Raw genomic sequence first — 17,485 nt, 5'->3', positions numbered from 1 at the left:
GGTCGCGGAGCCCGGCCTGTCGGAGCCGGCCGTCGTGGTCCTGCGGGGGCTCATCCCCGTTCTCGTCCCCAACTGGTCACGCTGACCTTCCGCACCATGTTGTACCTTGCGCAGTCATGTACGAACACGTCGACGACAACTGGATCTGCGGCCGGTACGGCGAGGACGAGCCCTGGATGCTCGGCGCGGTCAACCCGCCGGTCTTCGAGAGCTCCCTGTTCGCCTTTCCCACGGCGGGCGCGCTGGCCGGGAGTCTCGCGGCCGAGGACGAGAACTACGTCTACTCGCGCGGCACCAATCCCACGGTGGACCTGCTCCAGCGCAAGCTCGCCGCGCTGGAACGGGCGGAGCGGGCCAAGTGCTTCGGTTCCGGCATGGGCGCCATCGCCGCGACGATCTCCTCGCTGGTCTCCGCGGGCGACCACGTGATCGTGCTCGGGGCGGTCTACGGCCCGACCACGCAGTTCCTCCGCTATCTGGAGAAGTTCGGGGTGTCGCACACGACGGTGCACACCGGCGATCCTGCCGCCCTTGACAGCGCCGTCAGGAAGAACAGCCGGATGCTCTACTTGGAGTCGCCCTCGTACATGCGCTACGGCGTCGTCGACATCCGCGCCTTCGCCGAGTGGGCGCGCGGCCGCGGTCTGACCACCGTGATGGACAACACCTGGGCGACGCCGATCTTCCAGAAGCCCCTCACGATGGGGGTCGACCTGGTCGTGCACTCGCTGTCGAAGTACATCGGCGGCCACAGCGACCTCGTCGGCGGCGTCGTGGCGGGCCCCGCGCGCCTGGTCAGGCCGCTGGCGCTGACCGAGTACCAGCTGTACGGCGCCGCCCTGTCGGCCCACGAGGCGAGCAAGGCGATCAAGGGGCTGCGGACCCTGCCGATCCGCATGGCGGCACACCAGGAACGCGGCCTGCGGGTGGCGGAGTTCCTGGTCGAGCACCCCGCGGTCCGGGCGGTCAACCACCCGGGCCTGCCGGGTCACCCGGGGCACGAGCTCGCGAGCGCCCAGATGACGGGCTTCTCCAGCGTCTTCAGCGTCGAGCTGGACACCGAGGACGTCGCCGAGGTGGGCCGGTTCGTGGACGCGCTGCGGCACTTCCGCATCGGGGTGTCGTGGGGCGGTTACGAGAGCCTGGTGAACGCCCCGGCGCTCACCACCCTGGACTCCGTGCGCGCGACCATGGAGATCCCGGTGGGACTGGTCCGTCTCTCGGTGGGGCTGGAGGAGCCCGCCACGCTGATCGCCGATCTCGCGAACGCCCTGGAGAAGCCCTGACGGACCACTGGGGGTTCTGCGGCACCCCCGCCGTCCATAGAGCTGTGACAACGCTGTCGAAAACGTCGCCCCCCGTTGAGCGAACGCCCGCCCGCCCCGCTCGTTCGCCCGGCACGTCACGCGGGCCGGGAGGGCGTGAGGGTCAGAGCTTGCGGCCCACTCCGACGTAGCCGATCGAGGTGTTCCGGTCGGTGAACAGGGGCGGTTCGACGGCACGCCAGTCCTTGGGGAACGCCAGGCCGGGCTCGGCCAGCTCGTAGCCGTCGAAGAAGCGGGCGATCTCGTCGTGCGTGCGCAGGCTCAGCGCCTCGGTGGCCCGCTTGTAGATCTCCAGCGCCTCGGGAGTGCTGTCGGGGCTGGCGTCGATCGCGTGGCTGAGAACGAGGTAACTGCCCGGCGCGCTCACCTCGCGCAGTCGTTCGATGATCTGGTAGGCGCCCGCGCCGTCGGGGTTCTCGTCCGGGACGAAGTGCAGGATGGCGAGCAGCAGGAACGCCACGGGCTGGTCGAAGTCGACGTGCTCGCGCAGCCCGGCCAGCAGCGTCTCGGGGTCACGCACGTCGGCCTGCACGACGGTGACGTTGTCGCCCTTCCCCAGGATCGCCCGGCTGTGCGCGCACACGACGGGGTCGTAGTCCACGTAGACGACGCTGGTGCCGGGCGCGATCTCGTGTGCGATCTCGTGGGTGTTGCCCCTCGTGGGCAGCCCGGAACCCAGGTCCACGATCTGCCGGACACCTGATTCGACCAGGTGGCGCACGGCGCGTGCGAGGAACGCCCGGTTCTCCCGCGCGGAGTCGCGGGTGTCGGGGAAGAGCTTCAGGATCTGCTCGGCCGCGGCCCGGTCGGAGGCGAAGTTGTCCTTGCCGTCCAGGTAGTAGTCGTACATCCGGGCGACATTGGGCACGTTCGGGTCGACCCCGGCCGGCGAAGCCTGATCATCCACGGTTTCTCCAGACTCTCCAGCGTTTGTCTGGGTTTGATCTTAGAGAAGCTTTCACGTTTTGGCAGCGAGATGTAGTGATCGTCTATCCCGCGCACCGTCACTCGGCGGGGGGCACGGGGGTTCGCCGAACCGGTCGCGCCCGGCGTCCCTCCAAGGTGACCGTCCCGCTCCGCTCTCTGATCATCCTTACGAAATACGGGACAGCGATGATGAAATGGGCTTCCCGTGCTTTTCATCAGAGGAGGACCATGGAGACCCAGGGCTGGGAATCGATCGACTCCGCGGAGGAGCTGTGTGAGCTGCTCGGCACCCCCACGCCGGCCGCGCTCGCGAAGGAGCGGAAGACCCTGCACGAGCTGGACCGGGCCTGGCTGGCCGCCTCGCCGTTCTGCCTCGTCGCGACCTCGGACGCCGACGGCCGCTGTGACGTCTCACCCAAGGGTGACCCGCCCGGGTTCACGCTGGTCCTGGACGACTCGACGATCGCGATCCCCGAACGGCCCGGCAACCGCAGGGCGGACGGATTCCACAACATCCTGCGCAACCCGTACGTCGGCCTGATCTACCTCGTCCCCGGTCGCGGCGACACCCTGCGCGTCAACGGCCGGGCGCGCCTGGTGCGCGAGGCTCCCTTCTTCGACCGGATGGTGGTCAAGGGGCACCGTCCGCAGCTCGCGATCGTGGTCGAGATCGAGCAGATCTTCCACCACTGCGCCAAGGCGTTCCTCCGCTCGGAACTGTGGCGCCCGGAGAGCTGGAACCCGCAGGCCGTGCCCTCGCGGGCGCGCATCGCCCAGGCGCTGGAGCGGCAGGGGGAGCCGATCGAGGAGCTGGAGCGTTACTACGGTCCCTCCTACGCGGAGGGCATGTACGGCTGACCGTGCGGGTCGCCGGTGGGGTGTGGGGCTGACCGGTTGAGCCGGTGGGGAACGCCGGGTTCCGCGAGAGGGGCAACCGGCCTCTCCGGCAACGAGTCACCTGCGGTATGGCCGATCATCGCAGCGGCCATTGATTCGCTGTCGGCTTGAACGTCTCACGGAAGGCGCCGCTGAGGCTTTCGGCGCGGGCGTCGGTGAGGCGACGGCCAAGTGCAGTCCGGGGACTTTTTACTGACCACCAGCGGCGACACGCACTTGGCCATTGACAAGGAGATGGATCGTGAACGCGGTGACCTCCCCCTCCTCCGCCCCCCGGTGTGAGGGGCGGTGAGGGTGATGAGCCGACCGGTGTGGTTACTCGACGTCGACGGGGTGATCAACGTCTCGCGGCCCGGCTGGGGCGCCGCCCCCCGCAGCGGCTATGCCTCCTCCGCCGGAGGAGTACCGGATGCGCTGGGCACCGGCTCTCATCGACCGCATCCGCGCGCTGCATCACGCGGGCACCGTCGAGATCCGCTGGTGTTCGACCTGGTGCCCTGACGCCGACCAGGTGAAGCGATTGTTCGCCTTGCCCGCGCTGGAGCGCGCCTGGTCCGATCACCTCGCCGCCACTGCCGCGACGGCGGCGAAACTCGCCGCCGCCCGCCAGGTCCTCACCCACGGACGACGCCTCATCTGGACCGATGACGTCGAAGTGCCCACCCATGGAAGCGTGTACGACGAACTGACCCACACCGGCCAAGCTCTGCTGATCGCCCCCTCACCACGCCGTGGGCTGCAGCCTGAGCACCTGGATGCCATCGAGGCATTCATCTCCTAGTGCCAGGGCCATCGCTGAAGGGAAAAGCGTTGGTGGCCAATTTCGGGCGCCAGCCGGGTCGCCGCTCTCCCCGCTCCGGCGGGCAAGGCCGACGCGGGCGTTCAAGGTGAAAGAGCCGGCCAGACGTCGGCGACGGAAGGCGGCCAAGGGTTCGGGGAGTATCGCTACTCGCACCGCCAGCCGTCATACGATTTCTGCACGAAACATCCCCAATCAATGCGACATATCTCCACCAACACCGACACCCTCCGCGATCTTGCTCTGCGAGAATGACCTCGTTCCTCATACGGGTGAGGGCATCCTCGGGAGCATTCACGTGAAGCGTTTCATCGCCGGGCTCGTCGGCGCCGCGACCGCCGTCGTAGCCCTGCCCGCCTCCTCCGCCATCGCACCCGCCCAGGCGGCCACAGTCTCCTTCGCCGTGGTCGATCCGGTGAACGCGCTCAAACAGCAGTTCCGCGCCGGGCGTGGCGTACGGCTCACCGAGACCGTCCGTCTCGACTGGAAGAAAAACACGACGACCGTACGCCGCAAGGGCACGCTGCAGTTCGGCCCCTCCGGCGTCGTCGCCGCGGACGTCGTGCGGCGCGCCACCTCCAGTCGGCCCGTCGGTAAGGACATCCCCGTCTACGTACAGCACATGATCAACGTCGATGGGAAGCACTATCACTGCGACGTCATCCCGGCCGACACTCACCTTCCCGCCGGCAAGTCGTGGGTGCGCGCCAGTGTCGACAGACCCTTGCAGAAATGGGGCACCGTCTTTGGTGATCAGGAGATCAACGTGTTCGAACCGGCCACCTTGGCGCTCTTGCTGCGCGCTTCGACCCACCGTTTGCCCGACCAGGGCGGCACCCAGTACCGGGGTACGATCACCCCGGCCGAGCTCCGCACGGCCTCCCGCTCCTTCCGTGAGACGACCTCCTTCGGTTTGGACGGCAAGGAGAAGCCGGGGAAAATCACCTGGCGGCTCTGGGTGAACAACAAAGGGCTGGTGACCCGTCTGGTGACCCGCGACGCGTTCACCGACCTGATCGACGACTACGCGAGCGACACCCGCTACACCGACTGGGGATCCAAAGTCACAGTCACTGCCCCACCCGCCGACCAAGTCATCGACGAAGACGACGTGGACTACTCCACCACGAGGCAGACCCCACCCAACGCAGTGATCGAACAGCCCCCGGGCAGCTGATTCTCGTTTCTTTCGTTCGAGCATTCGAGCGCACTAGCCCCATCGTCCACGACTCGTGACCTCGACTTCCGGCCGCAGATATCGATCCTGGCCAGCGCTATCGATGGCGGGCGCGTTTCTTGGCGGCCCCTCGACTCCGGGCGACAACGTAGGAGCGCGTCGCGGCGCTGAGGCGGGCTGGCTGGTCATGTACGGGGTGGGCGGGCGCCGGTTCTACGCCATCGCACTGGGAGGCGAGCCGCTGGTCGTACAGGCGGGTACGGCCGAGGAACTGTGCACTCTGATGCGCGAGACCGAGGAAGCGGAAGCGGCGACGCCGTCCGGCGTGCGGCCGATGCCGGACTCCCACGGGTAGACGGAATCCCACCGGCACGGGCAAGGAGATCCGATGATCGCAGGCACCCCTTACGGACTCCGGACCGTCTGCTGGGACATTCCCCGTGACCCGGCGACCGTCGGCGAAGCCCGCCGGATGACGCGCGACACCTTCACCGGCTGGGGCCTGCCGTCCGGGTTCGTCGACGACGCGGTCCTGGTGGTCGGCGAGCTGGTGGCGAACGCCACGGTGTACGGGGAGGAGCCGATCCGGTTGTCGCCGTGGGGCATGGCGCAGGGAGTCTGCGTGCGGGTGACCGATCACGGCTCCGGGTGGCCTCGTCCGCTCGACCTCGGCCAGGACGCCTCTCACGGCAGGGGGCTCGCGATCGTCGAGGCGCCGGCCGACCGGTGGGGTGTCGTTCCCGTCAAAGCCGGGGGAGGAGGCAAGACGGTGTGGGCCGCGTGGGAGGTCCCCTGTTCCGGGGCCGCCGTCGGTTGTGCGGACCTGACCCCGGTTTCCCGGCTCCACGAGAGGGTCGACCGGCCGGTCTGACAACGAGTCACATGCGGTACGGCCGATTATCACAGTGCCCATTGATTCGCTGTTGGCCGGAACGTATGTTCCTCTCACCATCCGAGTAAGACTCATGTTTAGGGGACTCTCCCAATGCATGCACGTCTCCGGCGGGTGATCACAGCGGCCTCCGGGTTGTCACTGGTCCTCGCGCTGGCATCCCCCGTCGTGCCCGCATCCGCCACCACGTCCGAAACCGTGTCCGAAACCGCAGCGGCGGCCGTTCTCCCTCCCGACGACTACTGCCTCGCCGAGTGCTCCGACATCCTGCCCCCGGGGCAGAACGGCAACGCCACCCTGGCCGGGATCCTCGCCCACCAGACCCTGGGCACCAAGCCGAAGCACAGCGACGACCAGCTCGGCAGGTACGCGAACCTCCTCTCCGGCTACACCGGCCTGACCAACGACCAGATCGCCGACTTCTTCAACGACGCCTCGTTCGGCGTCCCCGCGGGGCAGGTGGAGAGCACCACGAGCCCGCGGTCGGACGTGACGATCGTCCGTGACAAGGCGACCGGCACCCCGCACATCACCGGGACGACCCGCGAGGGCACGATGTTCGGCGCCGGGTACGCGGGCGCGCAGGACCGCCTGTGGGTGATGGACCTGATGCGGCACGTGGGCCGCGGCGAGCTGACCCCGTTCGCCGGGGGCGCGCCGGGCAACCGGGCGCTGGAGCAGAGCGCGTGGCGAAACTCCCCCTACACCGAGGCGGACCTCCAGGCGCAGATCAACAGGGTGAGGGACTCCGGCCCCCGGGGCGCCCAGCTCTACACCGACGTGCAGAACTACATCGCCGGCGTCAACGCCTACATCGACCGCTGCATGGCGGACCGCAACTGCCCCGGCGAGTACGTCCTGACCGGCCACCTCGACGCGATCACCAACGCGGGCGGCCCGGTGGACTTCACCATGACCGACCTGGTCTCGATCTCCGGCGTGATCGGCGGCCTGTTCGGCGGCGGTGGCGGCGCGGAGATGCAGTCCGCGCTGGTGCGGGTCGCGGCCCGAGCCAAGTACGGCACCGCGGTCGGCGACCAGGTCTGGTCGGCGTTCCGGGCGCAGAACGACCCGGAGACGACGCTCACCCTGCACAACAACCAGAGCTTCCCGTTCGGCAACGCGCCCGCCGGAGCCACCGGCGTCGTCCTCCCCGACCCGTCGACGGCGCCGGTGGACATCACCGCGAACGAGACCGGCTCGGCCACCTCCCCGGCTTCGGCCTCGGCGCAGAAGGGCGTGCTCGACGGACTGCTCGTCGACAACTCCAAGCCCGGCATGTCCAACGCCGTGGTGGTGTCGGCGGCCAAGTCGTCGACCGGGAACCCGGTCGCGGTGTTCGGCCCGCAGACGGGCTACTTCGCCCCCCAGCTGCTCATGCTGCAGGAGCTCTCAGGACCCGGCATCCGGGCGCGCGGCGCCGCCTTCGCCGGGCTCAACCTCTACGTGCTGCTCGGCCGGGGCACCGACTACGCCTGGAGCGCGACCTCCAGCGGCCAGGACATCACCGACACGTACGCCCTCCAGCTCTGCGCGCCCGGTGGCGGCGCGGTCACCACCGCGTCCAACCACTACCTCTACCGGGGCGTCTGCACGGAGATGGAGACGCTGCGCAAGACCAACTCCTGGAAGCCCACCGTCGCCGACTCCACCGCGGCCGGCTCGTACGACCTCGTCATCCAGCGCACCAAGTACGGCCTGGTGAGCTGGCGCGGAACCGTCGGCGGGCAGCCCACGGCCTTCACCACGCTGCGGTCGACCTACCACCACGAGGTCGACTCGGCGATCGGCTTCCAGATGTTCAACGACCCGGCGGCGATGGGCGACGCGGCGGCGTTCACGAACTCGGCCTCCACCATCGGCTTCGCGTTCAACTGGTTCTACGTCAACTCCAGGGACTCGGCGTACTTCATGTCGGGCAACACCCCGGTCAGGTCCGCGGTGTCCGACCCGAACCTGCCGATGACGGCCGACGCGGCCCATGAGTGGGCGGGCTACGACCCGGCCGCCAACACCGCGACCTACACCGCTCCCGCCACTCACCCGCAGGCGGTCAACCAGGACTACTTCGTCAGCTGGAACAACAAGCAGGCCAAGGACTACGGCGCCGCGGACGGCAACTTCAGCTTCGGCCCCGTGCACCGGGCCGACCTGCTGGACGCCCCGATCAAGGCGGCCCTGTCGGGAAGCGGCAAGCTCGACCGGGCGGGCACCACGAAGATCATGGCCGATGCCGCGGTGACCGACCTGCGTGGCAAGAAGGTCCTGCCCGACCTGCTCCGGGTGATCAACAGCTCGGCGGTGACCGACCCGGCCCTCGCCTCGGCGGTCTCCAAGCTGTCGGCCTGGACGTCGGCGGGCTCCCGGAGGCTGGAGACCTCGCCGGGCAGCAAGGCGTACGCCCACGCCGAGGCGATCCGCGCGTTCGACGCGTGGTGGCCCAAGCTCGTCCGCGCGCAGTTCAAGCCGGGGCTGGGTGACGGCCTCTACCAGTCGGTGGTCAACGCCATCCAGATCAACGAGTCACCCTCCGGCCACCAGCAGGGCGACCTGTCCACTTTGCCCACCTCCGCGAACGAGGCCCAGGCGCACAAGGGGTCGGCGTTCCAGTACGGCTGGTGGGGCTACGTGAGCAAGGACGTCAGGAGCGTCCTCGGCGACCCGGTCTCCGGGCCGCTGCCCGCCAAGTACTGCGGGAACGGCACGGTGGCCGGCTGCCGTACCGTCCTGCTGGAGAGCCTGGCGGCGGCGCTCGCCGAGCCCGCGGCCACGACCTATCCGGCGGACGACGTGTGCTCGGCGGGCGACCAGTGGTGCTCCGACGCCGTCGAGCAGTCGCCGCTCGGCGGGATCACGCACTCGCTGATCTCCTGGCAGAACCGGCCGACCTACCAGCAGGTCGTGTCGTTCCCCGCCCACCGGGGTGACGCGATCGCCAACGTGGCGGAGGGGAAGAGCGCCAAGGCGTCGAGCACCCAGCTCTTCTACCCCGCGAGCAGGGCCGTCGACGGCGACCCGACCACCCGGTGGTCGAGCTCGTCCAGCGACAACCAGTATCTCCAGGTCGATCTCGGGGCGCCCACCACCGTGGCGAGGGCCCTGCTGCGCTGGGAGGCGGCCTACGGGGCCGCGTACTCGATCCAGACCTCGACCGACGGCTCCACCTGGACCACCGTCTACTCCACCACCACCGGGAACGGGGGTGTGGACAACGTGAGGTTCAGCCCGACCAGTGCCCGCTACGTCCGCATGCAGGGCGTCACACGCGGGACGTCGTACGGCTACTCCCTCTACGAGCTGGAGGTCTATCCCCGGTGACGGACCCCCTTACGTAGGGCGTCACCACCCGGGAGACGGCGGCGACAATCACCGCCGTCTCCCGCCGTCTTCTGCCGTCGGGCCTGAACCCGCCGGCGGACCAGAGGCCGGACCCTGTGGAAACGCCCGGGGGAAACGCCCGTCGCTCAGGCCGTGGCCAGCGGGTTGGCGACCGTCACGTACCCCGCCGAGCGGTCCGCCGAGCGCGCCCACCGGACCGAGAGGTTGGCCTTGGCCGGCAGCGGCGCTCCCGACAGCAGTTCCGACAGCGGCCGGGGCCACCCGCGCGACGCCGCGTACTCCGTCAGGACCTCCCCGGCCACCGCCCACAGCTCCCGCGTGGAACCGGTCCCCGCGAGGGAGGCGGCGATCTCGGCGAGGTGGTTGACCATCAGGCAGTAGACCACCCGGTTCCAGCCGGAGGCCGCGTCGTAGGTGAGCGCCTCGGCGACCCGGCCGGGCAGCCCGGACAGGTCGTGCCGCCCGGCGACGAGCTTCGTGCCCTCCAGGTCGCGGAAGACGGCCTCCACGGGCAGCCCTTCCGCGTCCACGCCGATCAGGACGTTCTGCAGGTGGGGTTCCAGCACCACGCCGTGGCCGAGGTAGGCGTCGAGCACCGGCGGCGCCACGCGCTCCACGTACGCCCGCCACCAGCGCACCGGATCGGCCACCGGCCACCCGCCCGGCTCCGCCACGCCGCCCGGCACCGCTCCGGCAATCGGCCAGGCCACCCCTGGCACGCCGCCCGGCACCGCTTCGGCCACCGGCCAGGCCACGCCCGGCACGCCGCCCGGAACCGCTCCGGCCCCCTGTGGCCCGGCGGCGAGCGCGCCGCTCAGCAGGGGGGTCACCCCCGGCCTGCAGACCGACCACGGGCTCATCCGGACGATCACGCCGAGCCCCTCCAGCAGCCGGGTGCCCAGCTCCGCGGAGCGGTAGCCCGGCTCGGGCAGCCAGCGGGTGCCCGGGAAGGAGGCCGCCAGGTCGAGGAACACCGGTTCGAGGCGACGGCTCAGCTCGACCGCGCCCGCCAGCTCGTACCAGGAGTTCTTCCGCACGCAGTTGGTGATCCGCACGTCCAGGCTGAACTTCAGGCACCGGTCGATCAGCGGCTCGTAGAGCGTGCGGACCGACGACGTGGGAACCGCCGGCCGGGAGCCCTCGCCCAGGTCGACCAGGCGGCCGTCGGCCAGCGGCGCGGCCAGGTCCGCCGCGAGCAGTTCCAACTGCCACGGGTGCGCGGGCAGCAGCGAGTAACCGGGAGGCGCCTGGCCGAGCTCGTCGAGCGCGCCGGTGTCACCCCCCTCGGCCAGCACGTCGTCCCTGACCCCGAGCAGCCGCAGCGGGAAACTCGCGTGCGCCTCGGGCGCGTAGCGCAGCCAGCCCTCACCACCGCGTGCCTTCGGGCTGGGATGGAACGGGTGCCCGAAGACCAGCGCCTGCTCCGAGGCCAGCCACGGGTCGGCGGGCGGCGGCACCTCCCGCCGGGCCGCGATCAGCGTCGCCAGGGCGTCCCTGCTCGCGGCCACCTGACCGGCGAACTCCTCGTTGCCCCCGCCGGCTCCCATGCTCTCGCTCTCGTCCGCTCTCGCTCCCGCTCCCTCGCCCCCGCCGAGCTCGGCCTCCACCAGCCGGACGAGCAGGTCCGCCGAGAGCGGCTGCCAGGAGCCGTTCTCCAGCCACTCGGGCCGCCCCTCGAAGCGCAACGCGAGCCCGCCGTGCGCCCGCGCCCGCAGGCGGGTGCCCGCGACGCGCAGCAGCACGTACGGCTCCTCATGTCTGACCTGCCCGCGAGGCCCCGCGATCTCCCTCACGCAGCAACGCAGCAGCGCCGACACGGAGGCCTCCTCGGCGAGGGCGACGGCGACGGCGGGTGAGTCGAGGGCGAGGCTCGTCATGTCGTCCTTTGCGTGATCTGAGAGGGGTGGCGGAGATAGTTCGGCCCGCTCGTGCCGTAGAACTTGTTCACGTCCCGCGCGCCGGTGCGTGCCTTGTCCACCAGGGTCCCGGCGGTGATCATCGATTTCCCGACGAGCCGGGCGGCGTCGAGGGTCCTGGCCCGCAGCAGCCTGGCCATCGGATCCTCCCCGTACTCGTCGAGCGCCTCGGTGAGCGCGCCCCGGACCAGCTCGAAGGCCGTCGGCGGCGGCAGCGCGCCGAACGTCACGGCGGCGGCGGCCAGGTGCAGGGTGATGGTCACGAACACGTCGGCGAGCGCGTGCGGGTCGTCGGTGAACATCCGCGCGTCGGCGAAGCCCGGCACCGCGAGCCCCGCGTCTCTCAGCCTGTCGGGCGAGGTCAGCAGGCCGTCGTTGTCCTTGACGAGCAGCCGTACGACACCCTCGCCCGTGCTGTCCCCGCCTGTGCTGTCCCCGTCGGTGGCCTCCTCCGCGCCGAACACCAGCGAGAGGTTCTGCTGGTGGGCCTCGAGCGCCGTGCCGTACCTGACGAAGAGCCGCACGTGGAAGCGGAACAGCACCCGCAGGTACCGGCCGAGCAGCCGGGCGACGTCCCCGCCGAACCACCTCTCGGCGAGCTCCTCCACGACCAGCCCGCCCCCCGGCAGCGGTGCCGGCAGCGCCGCGACCGGGACGACCTCCCCCGCGGGATGCCTGCGAAGGAGCCAGCCCAGGTACTCGTGCCCGGCGTGCCCGTACGTCTGCTCGTCGGCCAGGAGCACCTCCGGGTCGGGCATGGCCCGCAGGAGCAGCTCGGCCCGCGCCCCGTCGGCGAGCGTGTCCGGTTTGAGGGACCTCCGGTTGCGCAGCCCGAGGGTGCTGGTGGTCAGCGGCAGCTTCAGGTGCGTGCCCGGCGCGATCTCGACCGTGCGCATCGACAACGTGGGTCTCACTTCCAGGTGCGCCAGCGGGGCCACGACCGTCCACGGGATCTCCTCGACCGCGGGGACCGTCAGCGGGTGCACGGGGAACAGCGTGTGGGTCTCCGCGAGATTCGGGGCCAGGCCGACGTCGGCGAATCCGGGCGCCCCCGGCAACTCCGCCCCGATGAGCCGCTCCCGCGGCACCGCGGCCCAGCGCAGCTCGAAGGCGGGCGCGAACTCCGGCGCGTACGCGGTCAGATCCTCGTCGGACAGGCCGATCCGGCACCGGGCCGTCGGGTAGACGGGGTGATCGACGAACGCGGCCAGCGTCTCGTACCACATGCCGTCGCGTCCGCCCCTGACGCCCACCGCGCGCGCGATCCCGTTTCCGGCCGCCCGCCCGCTCTCGCCCGTTCCCGTCGGCCGCCCGCTGTCGTGCGTTCCTGCCGTCAGTCCGCTGTCGTTCGTTCCCGCTGTCCGTCCGCTCTCGCCTGTCGTGCGTTCTGACCCGCTGCCCGCGGCGGGTCCGACTCCGTTCTCGTCTTCCGTCGTACACACGCCTTCGTGGTCCGGCGTCCCCGTGAAGCCGGGACGAGTGGCGGAACCGGTGGCGGGGTGCCCGGCGGCGACGGTCGCGTCCAGCCTGGCGAGCACCTCCTCGCGGTGGACGTCGTGAAGGTCGAGGGCGCGCAACGCCTCGCGGCACTCCGTGACGAACGACTCGACCCCGGCGGCGTCGGCGGGAGCGGAGATCTCCCGCAGGGCGCTCAGCACCTCCTCCAGGCGGAGCGCCTCCTCGGGGGCCGCCACGAAGTCCTGGAACAGCGAGCCGGGGGTGAGCCGGACCCGTCTGCCCCCGGGCAGGACCAGCGCGACACCGTCCTTGCCGTGGGTCACCCGCCCGGCCAGGCCGCCGTAGTCCTCGCGCAGGAGCGCGTTCAGCACCCGGGTGGCGAGATACCGTTCCCGCCCGCGCACGGACCCCCCGCCGATCACACGATCACTCACCGATCCCCGGTTCCTTCGGTCGCTTGTGGGTTCTCCGCGTGTACGGTCGGTGCGGTCGTTCGTGGGTTCCCCTCGCGTACGGCCGCCCGTGGATCCGCGGCTCACGTGGTCGCGGGGTTCCCGGCTCCTGCGGTCCTCCGTGAACCTCCGGCTCACGCGATCACCCACGGGTCCTGCGCGGTGAAGGCCGCGACGGCCGCGTCCACGCGTGCCCGGTCGGGCCCGATCGCGCGGACGATGCCCATGTAGTCGCGGTTGGTGTTGCTCAGGTCGATCCGGTCACCCACGGCGCGCAGCGGACGGTGCCAGATCCGGACCGGATCGCCGGGCGCGGGAACGACCGTCCCGGGAGATCTCACCACGGTCCCCGGACGGTCGGCGACCAGGCTCAGCGCGGTCGCGTGCCCCTCCGGCCGGTCGGGAAGCCTGGGCTCCGCCCCGAGATGCACCCTGAGCACGAGTTCGAACAGGGGCGCGTCCAGCATGCTCGCCAGCAGGAAGTCGCAGTGGTCGCCGATCACCCGGTAGTTGACCTCGACGATCCGGGGCCCGGCCGGGGTCATCACGTACTCGGTGTGGCAGGCCCCGAACCCCACCCGCAGCGCCTCCAGGGCCCGCAGCACGTGGTCGCGGCCGGGGGGCGGCTCCCAGTCGAGCCGTTCCTCCACGAAGTACGGCAGCGGCCCGAGGGTGGTGCGGAAACCGCCGAGCACCCTGGTCCGTTCGCCGTCGCCGAGCGTCTCCATCGTGTGCAGCGGCCCGTCGAGGTACTCCTCCACGACCAGCGCCTCTCCCGGCCGCCTGTCCCGGATGGCCGCGACGGCCGTCACGAGCTCGCCCGCGTCGCGGACCAGCACCACGTCCTCGCTGGCCACGCCCTCGCGAGGCTTCACGACCGCGGGGAACGGCATGTCGGCGGGCGGCGGGTCGGCCGGTGCCAGCCGCGCGGAACGGACGGTCTCGACCCCGGCGGCGGCCAGCCGCCGCCGGGTGAGCGCCTTGTTCTTGGTGTCGACGCAGGCCCGCCAGTCCTTGCCGGGGAGGCCGAAGTAGGCGGCGGCGAGCGCGGTCTCCGCCTGGATGTGGTCGGAGTTGGAGAAGATCGCGTCCGGGACGCGGTGGTGCGCGACGGTGTCGATCACGGCCCGCGCGTCGCGTACGTCGCAGCGGAGCACCTCCACCCCGGAGTCGCGATACTGCTCGGGGCGGTCGGTGAGGATCGTGACCTCACAGCCGAGCGCGCGTGCCGCCGGGAGGAAGCCGTCGCTGACCGAGTCGGTCGGTTTGAGCGCGGTGAGGTACAGCCGCAATGCAGGGACCCCCGATATCAGGCAAGGCTAACCTAACTCGGTGATCCTAGCCTGAGGCCGATCGGCACGCGGAGGTGATCGGCCTATTGACAGTACATGTCCGTGTCGCCCGATATCGCCCCCGGTCACGATTGTCCGCGGCCACCTCGAACTCACGGCGACGAGCCGAACGGCGGGGAGGACGGAGAGGGCCCCGTCCGGCGACGTAGGATGTGCACTCGGTTGGGGAGGCGGAACAGCGTGGAGATCACGGCACAAGAAGGACTGTTGGGACCGCTGCTGCTCGCGCGCAGTGCCATCGACCGATCGGCGACGCTTCGCGGCGACGCCGAATGGCTCGAGAAGACCTGGGCGGACGCCGCGACCAGGGTCGTGGTCGTCGACGACGGGCAGGCGCTGGTCCGGCGCAGCGGCGGAGAGGTCAAGCTGGTCCTGCTGCCCACGGCCGACGCGCCGGAGGGGGAGCGCTACCTGCTCGGCGTCGACGCCGAGGGCGTCGCCTACTTCGCCGTGGCGGCTCCGCTGGCCGGCAGCACTCACAACGGTTCCCTCAACCGGATCCTCTCCCCGCTGGCACCCTCGGAGCTGGCGGAGGACCAGACCCTCGCCGCGGGGCTCCGCCAGGTGGGGTCGTTGCTGGGTGACCTGGACGCCGGGCTGCTGGTGTACGCGGTCGCCCTGGACGCCTGGCACTCCACCCACGAGTTCTGCCCCCGGTGCGGGAGCGGCACCGAGGTGCGCGCGGGCGGGCACGTGCGCGTCTGTCCCAAGGACGGCAGCCAGCACTTCCCCCGGGTCGACCCCGCGGTGATCATGCTGATCCACGACGACGACGACAGGTGCCTGCTGGCCAGGGGGCCGCAGTGGCCCGAGGGGCGGCTGTCGGTGCTGGCCGGGTTCGTCGAGCCGGGCGAGTCCCTGGAGCACGCCGTGGCGCGCGAGGTGGCCGAGGAGGTCGGTGTGCGCGTCGCCGAGCCGCGCTACATGGGCAGCCAGCCCTGGCCGTTCCCGCGCAGCCTGATGCTCGGCTTCTTCGCGCGGGCCACGTCCACGGAGTTCGTCCTCGACCCCGAGGAGATCGCCGAGGCCCACTGGTTCAGCCGCGCGGAGCTGCTGGCCGCCACGGAGAGCGGCGAGGTGCGCCTGCCGTCCGAGGTGTCGATCGCCCGCAGGCTCATCGAGACCTGGTACGGCGAACCGCTGACCGGCGGCTGGTGACCCCGGCTGGTGACTGGCGGCTGGTGATCCCGGCGCCTCATCGCCCCCCGGCGGACGGGAGCCCCGGTCTCCTGGTGAAGGAGGGCCGGGGCCCGGATGCCGACGGCGCGGCTACACGCTCGCGCCCGCCAGGATGCGCTTGACCTCGATCACTGAGGGGTTCGTCCTGACGACCCGGCCGGTGGGGGAGTCGACCACGACGGTGGGGACGACCTGGTTGCCGTTGTTGACGCTCATGACGAACGTGGCGGCGTCCGGGTCGCTCTCGATGTCGATCTCGTTGTAGGAGATCCCTTCGCGGCTCAGCTGGCTCTTCAGTCGCTTGCAGGGGCCGCACCAGGTCGTGGTGTACACAGTCAGCGCCATGTCGTGAGAAATCCCCTCATGTGATGTCCGGCGCCATTGGCAACAAAGCGAGGGCCGTTCATCTTCCCGATGAGCCGTTCATCTTCCCGATGAGAGCAGCTTCATGAGAGCAGCTTCTGCGCGACCCACTGCTGGACCCGCTCCGCCACGCCGGGCAGCCGGTAAAGAGGCGCGCTGTGCTCGACGCCGGGCTCGGTGACGATCGTCACAGGTACGCCGACCTGGCGCAGGTGCTCCTTGAGCTGCTTGCCGTGCTCCGCCGACACGAACTCGTCCTCCGAGTGCACGACCAGCATGGGCGCGTCACCGCGGCTCGCGTGCCACGGGACCTCCATGCTCGCCCAGACCCTCGCGCACTTCCCGGTCGGCTCACAGCCCCCGGCGAGCTTGATGGCCGACTCGCGCAGCTTGCGCTTCTCCAGGTCGAAGGTGTCGGTTCCCTCGGTGTACGCCGTGAGCGGGGAGATCACCGGAGAGATGCCGACCACGCCGCGCAGGCCGGGCAGGCCGTTCTTGTAGGTGCCCGCGGCACCGGCCAGGTGACCTCCGGCGGAGAAGCCGACGACGACGTAGTTGTTCGGGTCGAAGGACCACAGCGCCGCGTGCCGCCGCGCGGTGGCGATGGCGTCGAGGGTGTCGGTGCGCTGGGCCGGCCAGGAGGCGTCGGTGGAGAGGCGGTAGTTGATGTTGAAGACGACGTAGCCCTGCTCGGCGTAGCTCCGGCTGATCTCGGTCATGTACTTCTTGTCACCCGACGACCACCAGCCGCCGTGGATCAGGAAGACGCCGGGCCGCTTCAGCTCGTCGGTCTGGTACCAGACGTCCATGCGCTGGCGGACGTGCGGGCCGTACGAGACGGTGTTGACGACGGTGCCCTGGGTCAGCGGATCGGGACCCGCGGTCGGGGGAGGCGTCGGGTCGCCCCCGCCGGACCTTCCCGTACCGCTCTTCGGGGCACCGGCCTTCCCGGTGCCGGTCTTCCGCGCCGCGGTAGTCCCCGCGCCGGTTGCCCCGGTGCCGGTCTTCACTCCGGCCCTGGTCCTGGCAGTGCCCGTGCCGTCTGTGCTGTCTGTGCTCTCCGTACCGGCTGTGCCGGCCGTGCCGATGTCGACCACCCTCGTGCTGGCCCTCGCCAGGCCGTACGTACCGGTGTCCGACTTGTCCGCTCCGGATTTCGCCGTGCCGGCGGTCCCCCGGGTGCCGGCCTTCGCCGGGCCGGGTGTGCCGTCGGGCTGGGCCGAAGCCGAGATCGCGTGGGCGTGTGCGGTCGTGTACACCACCGCGGGTCCGACCATCACCGCCGCCAGGGCGAGCGCACCCACGGTTACCCCAGTTCGCACGGGCCTCTTCCTTCTTCCCCGGAATCGTTCGGCCCCCATTGTGGAGTAAAAAGCCAGCTTTGTGCATCTCGGCGAACCACATAGGTT

General features: G+C 70.6%; 14 protein-coding genes. 8 read left to right on the top strand and 6 right to left on the bottom strand.

Annotated elements, in window-relative coordinates; all coding sequences use genetic code 11:
- The first annotated feature begins 116 nt into the window (after positions 1-116).
- Positions 117-1,286 (top strand): trans-sulfuration enzyme family protein, encoded by a 1,170-nt coding sequence (locus ACFFRH_RS21580; protein ID WP_386159037.1) that lies wholly within the window; start codon positions 117-119, stop codon positions 1,284-1,286.
- 142 nt (positions 1,287-1,428) lie between these two features.
- Here ACFFRH_RS21580 and ACFFRH_RS21575 read toward each other — a convergent pair whose 3' ends face one another.
- Positions 1,429-2,232 carry an SAM-dependent methyltransferase gene (locus tag ACFFRH_RS21575; RefSeq protein WP_386159035.1) on the bottom strand — a complete coding sequence of 268 codons (804 nt, stop codon included), beginning with the start codon at positions 2,230-2,232 and terminating at the stop codon, positions 1,429-1,431.
- A gap of 248 nt (positions 2,233-2,480) precedes the next feature.
- Between ACFFRH_RS21575 and ACFFRH_RS21570 the strand changes: the two genes are divergently transcribed.
- From ACFFRH_RS21570 to ACFFRH_RS21545, 6 genes are all read left to right on the top strand, one after another.
- On the top strand, positions 2,481-3,110 hold the full coding sequence (locus ACFFRH_RS21570; protein WP_386159032.1) for a pyridoxamine 5'-phosphate oxidase family protein: 630 nt from the start codon (positions 2,481-2,483) through the stop codon (positions 3,108-3,110).
- 448 nt (positions 3,111-3,558) lie between these two features.
- Positions 3,559-3,930: a hypothetical protein gene (locus ACFFRH_RS21565; protein ID WP_386159030.1), complete on the top strand. Its 372-nt coding sequence runs from the start codon at positions 3,559-3,561 to the stop codon at positions 3,928-3,930.
- Positions 3,931-4,246: 316 nt separating this feature from the next.
- The gene (locus ACFFRH_RS21560) at positions 4,247-5,125 is read left to right on the top strand and encodes a hypothetical protein (RefSeq protein WP_386159027.1); all 879 of its coding nucleotides are present in this window, start codon (positions 4,247-4,249) and stop codon (positions 5,123-5,125) included.
- A 103-nt stretch (positions 5,126-5,228) separates the two neighbouring features.
- On the top strand, positions 5,229-5,480 hold the full coding sequence (locus ACFFRH_RS21555; RefSeq protein ID WP_386159024.1) for a hypothetical protein: 252 nt from the start codon (positions 5,229-5,231) through the stop codon (positions 5,478-5,480).
- Positions 5,481-5,513: 33 nt separating this feature from the next.
- Entirely contained in the window at positions 5,514-5,996 is a 483-nt protein-coding gene (locus tag ACFFRH_RS21550) for an ATP-binding protein (protein ID WP_386159022.1), read from the top strand.
- Between the two features lie 114 nt (positions 5,997-6,110).
- Positions 6,111-9,335 carry a penicillin acylase family protein gene (locus ACFFRH_RS21545; protein ID WP_386159019.1) on the top strand — a complete coding sequence of 1,075 codons (3,225 nt, stop codon included), beginning with the start codon at positions 6,111-6,113 and terminating at the stop codon, positions 9,333-9,335.
- A gap of 146 nt (positions 9,336-9,481) precedes the next feature.
- On the opposite strand, the gene ACFFRH_RS21540 is transcribed toward ACFFRH_RS21545, so the two are convergent.
- The 3 genes from ACFFRH_RS21540 to ACFFRH_RS21530 all read right to left on the bottom strand — a co-directional run bounded on the left by ACFFRH_RS21540 (position 9,482) and on the right by ACFFRH_RS21530 (position 14,474).
- The gene (locus tag ACFFRH_RS21540) at positions 9,482-11,233 is read right to left on the bottom strand and encodes an IucA/IucC family protein (protein WP_386159016.1); all 1,752 of its coding nucleotides are present in this window, start codon (positions 11,231-11,233) and stop codon (positions 9,482-9,484) included.
- A complete protein-coding gene (locus ACFFRH_RS21535; protein ID WP_386159013.1) occupies positions 11,230-13,164 on the bottom strand; it encodes an IucA/IucC family protein in 1,935 nt (644 codons plus the stop codon). The genes ACFFRH_RS21540 and ACFFRH_RS21535 overlap by 4 nt, the downstream gene beginning before the upstream one ends.
- A 152-nt stretch (positions 13,165-13,316) precedes the next feature.
- A complete protein-coding gene (locus ACFFRH_RS21530; RefSeq protein ID WP_386159010.1) occupies positions 13,317-14,474 on the bottom strand; it encodes an ATP-grasp domain-containing protein in 1,158 nt (385 codons plus the stop codon).
- A gap of 240 nt (positions 14,475-14,714) precedes the next feature.
- Here ACFFRH_RS21530 and nudC point away from each other — a divergent pair, with 240 nt between their 5' ends.
- Complete coding sequence (nudC, locus tag ACFFRH_RS21525; RefSeq protein WP_386159007.1) at positions 14,715-15,692, top strand: NAD(+) diphosphatase; 978 nt, start codon at positions 14,715-14,717, stop codon at positions 15,690-15,692.
- Positions 15,693-15,803: 111 nt separating this feature from the next.
- Here nudC and ACFFRH_RS21520 read toward each other — a convergent pair whose 3' ends face one another.
- Together ACFFRH_RS21520 and ACFFRH_RS21515 are read right to left on the bottom strand one after the other, a co-directional pair.
- Positions 15,804-16,058, bottom strand: coding sequence for a mycoredoxin (locus ACFFRH_RS21520; RefSeq protein ID WP_344745685.1), 255 nt, complete (start codon positions 16,056-16,058; stop codon positions 15,804-15,806).
- A gap of 101 nt (positions 16,059-16,159) precedes the next feature.
- Positions 16,160-17,398 (bottom strand): alpha/beta hydrolase, encoded by a 1,239-nt coding sequence (locus ACFFRH_RS21515; RefSeq protein WP_386159004.1) that lies wholly within the window; start codon positions 17,396-17,398, stop codon positions 16,160-16,162.
- Positions 17,399-17,485 lie beyond the last annotated feature (87 nt).

Source organism: Streptosporangium vulgare (assembly GCF_042428775.1).
Classification (GTDB): domain Bacteria; phylum Actinomycetota; class Actinomycetes; order Streptosporangiales; family Streptosporangiaceae; genus Streptosporangium; species Streptosporangium vulgare.
The sequence above is the reverse complement of the archived record's forward strand: the minus strand, read 5'-3'. Positions and strand labels throughout refer to the sequence as shown.

Bases quoted from the DNA above. Each gene is read 5' to 3' on its own strand.
- ACFFRH_RS21570 (WP_386159032.1), top strand. From the start codon at position 2,481: ATGGAGACCCAGGGCTGGGAATCGATCGACTCCGCGGAGGAGCTGTGT.
- ACFFRH_RS21555 (WP_386159024.1), top strand. From the start codon at position 5,229: ATGGCGGGCGCGTTTCTTGGCGGCCCCTCGACTCCGGGCGACAACGTA.
- ACFFRH_RS21520 (WP_344745685.1), bottom strand. From the start codon at position 16,058: ATGGCGCTGACTGTGTACACCACGACCTGGTGCGGCCCCTGCAAGCGA.
- ACFFRH_RS21565 (WP_386159030.1), top strand. From the start codon at position 3,559: ATGCGCTGGGCACCGGCTCTCATCGACCGCATCCGCGCGCTGCATCAC.
- ACFFRH_RS21545 (WP_386159019.1), top strand. From the start codon at position 6,111: ATGCATGCACGTCTCCGGCGGGTGATCACAGCGGCCTCCGGGTTGTCA.
- ACFFRH_RS21580 (WP_386159037.1), top strand. From the start codon at position 117: ATGTACGAACACGTCGACGACAACTGGATCTGCGGCCGGTACGGCGAG.
- ACFFRH_RS21550 (WP_386159022.1), top strand. From the start codon at position 5,514: ATGATCGCAGGCACCCCTTACGGACTCCGGACCGTCTGCTGGGACATT.
- ACFFRH_RS21540 (WP_386159016.1), bottom strand. From the start codon at position 11,233: ATGACGAGCCTCGCCCTCGACTCACCCGCCGTCGCCGTCGCCCTCGCC.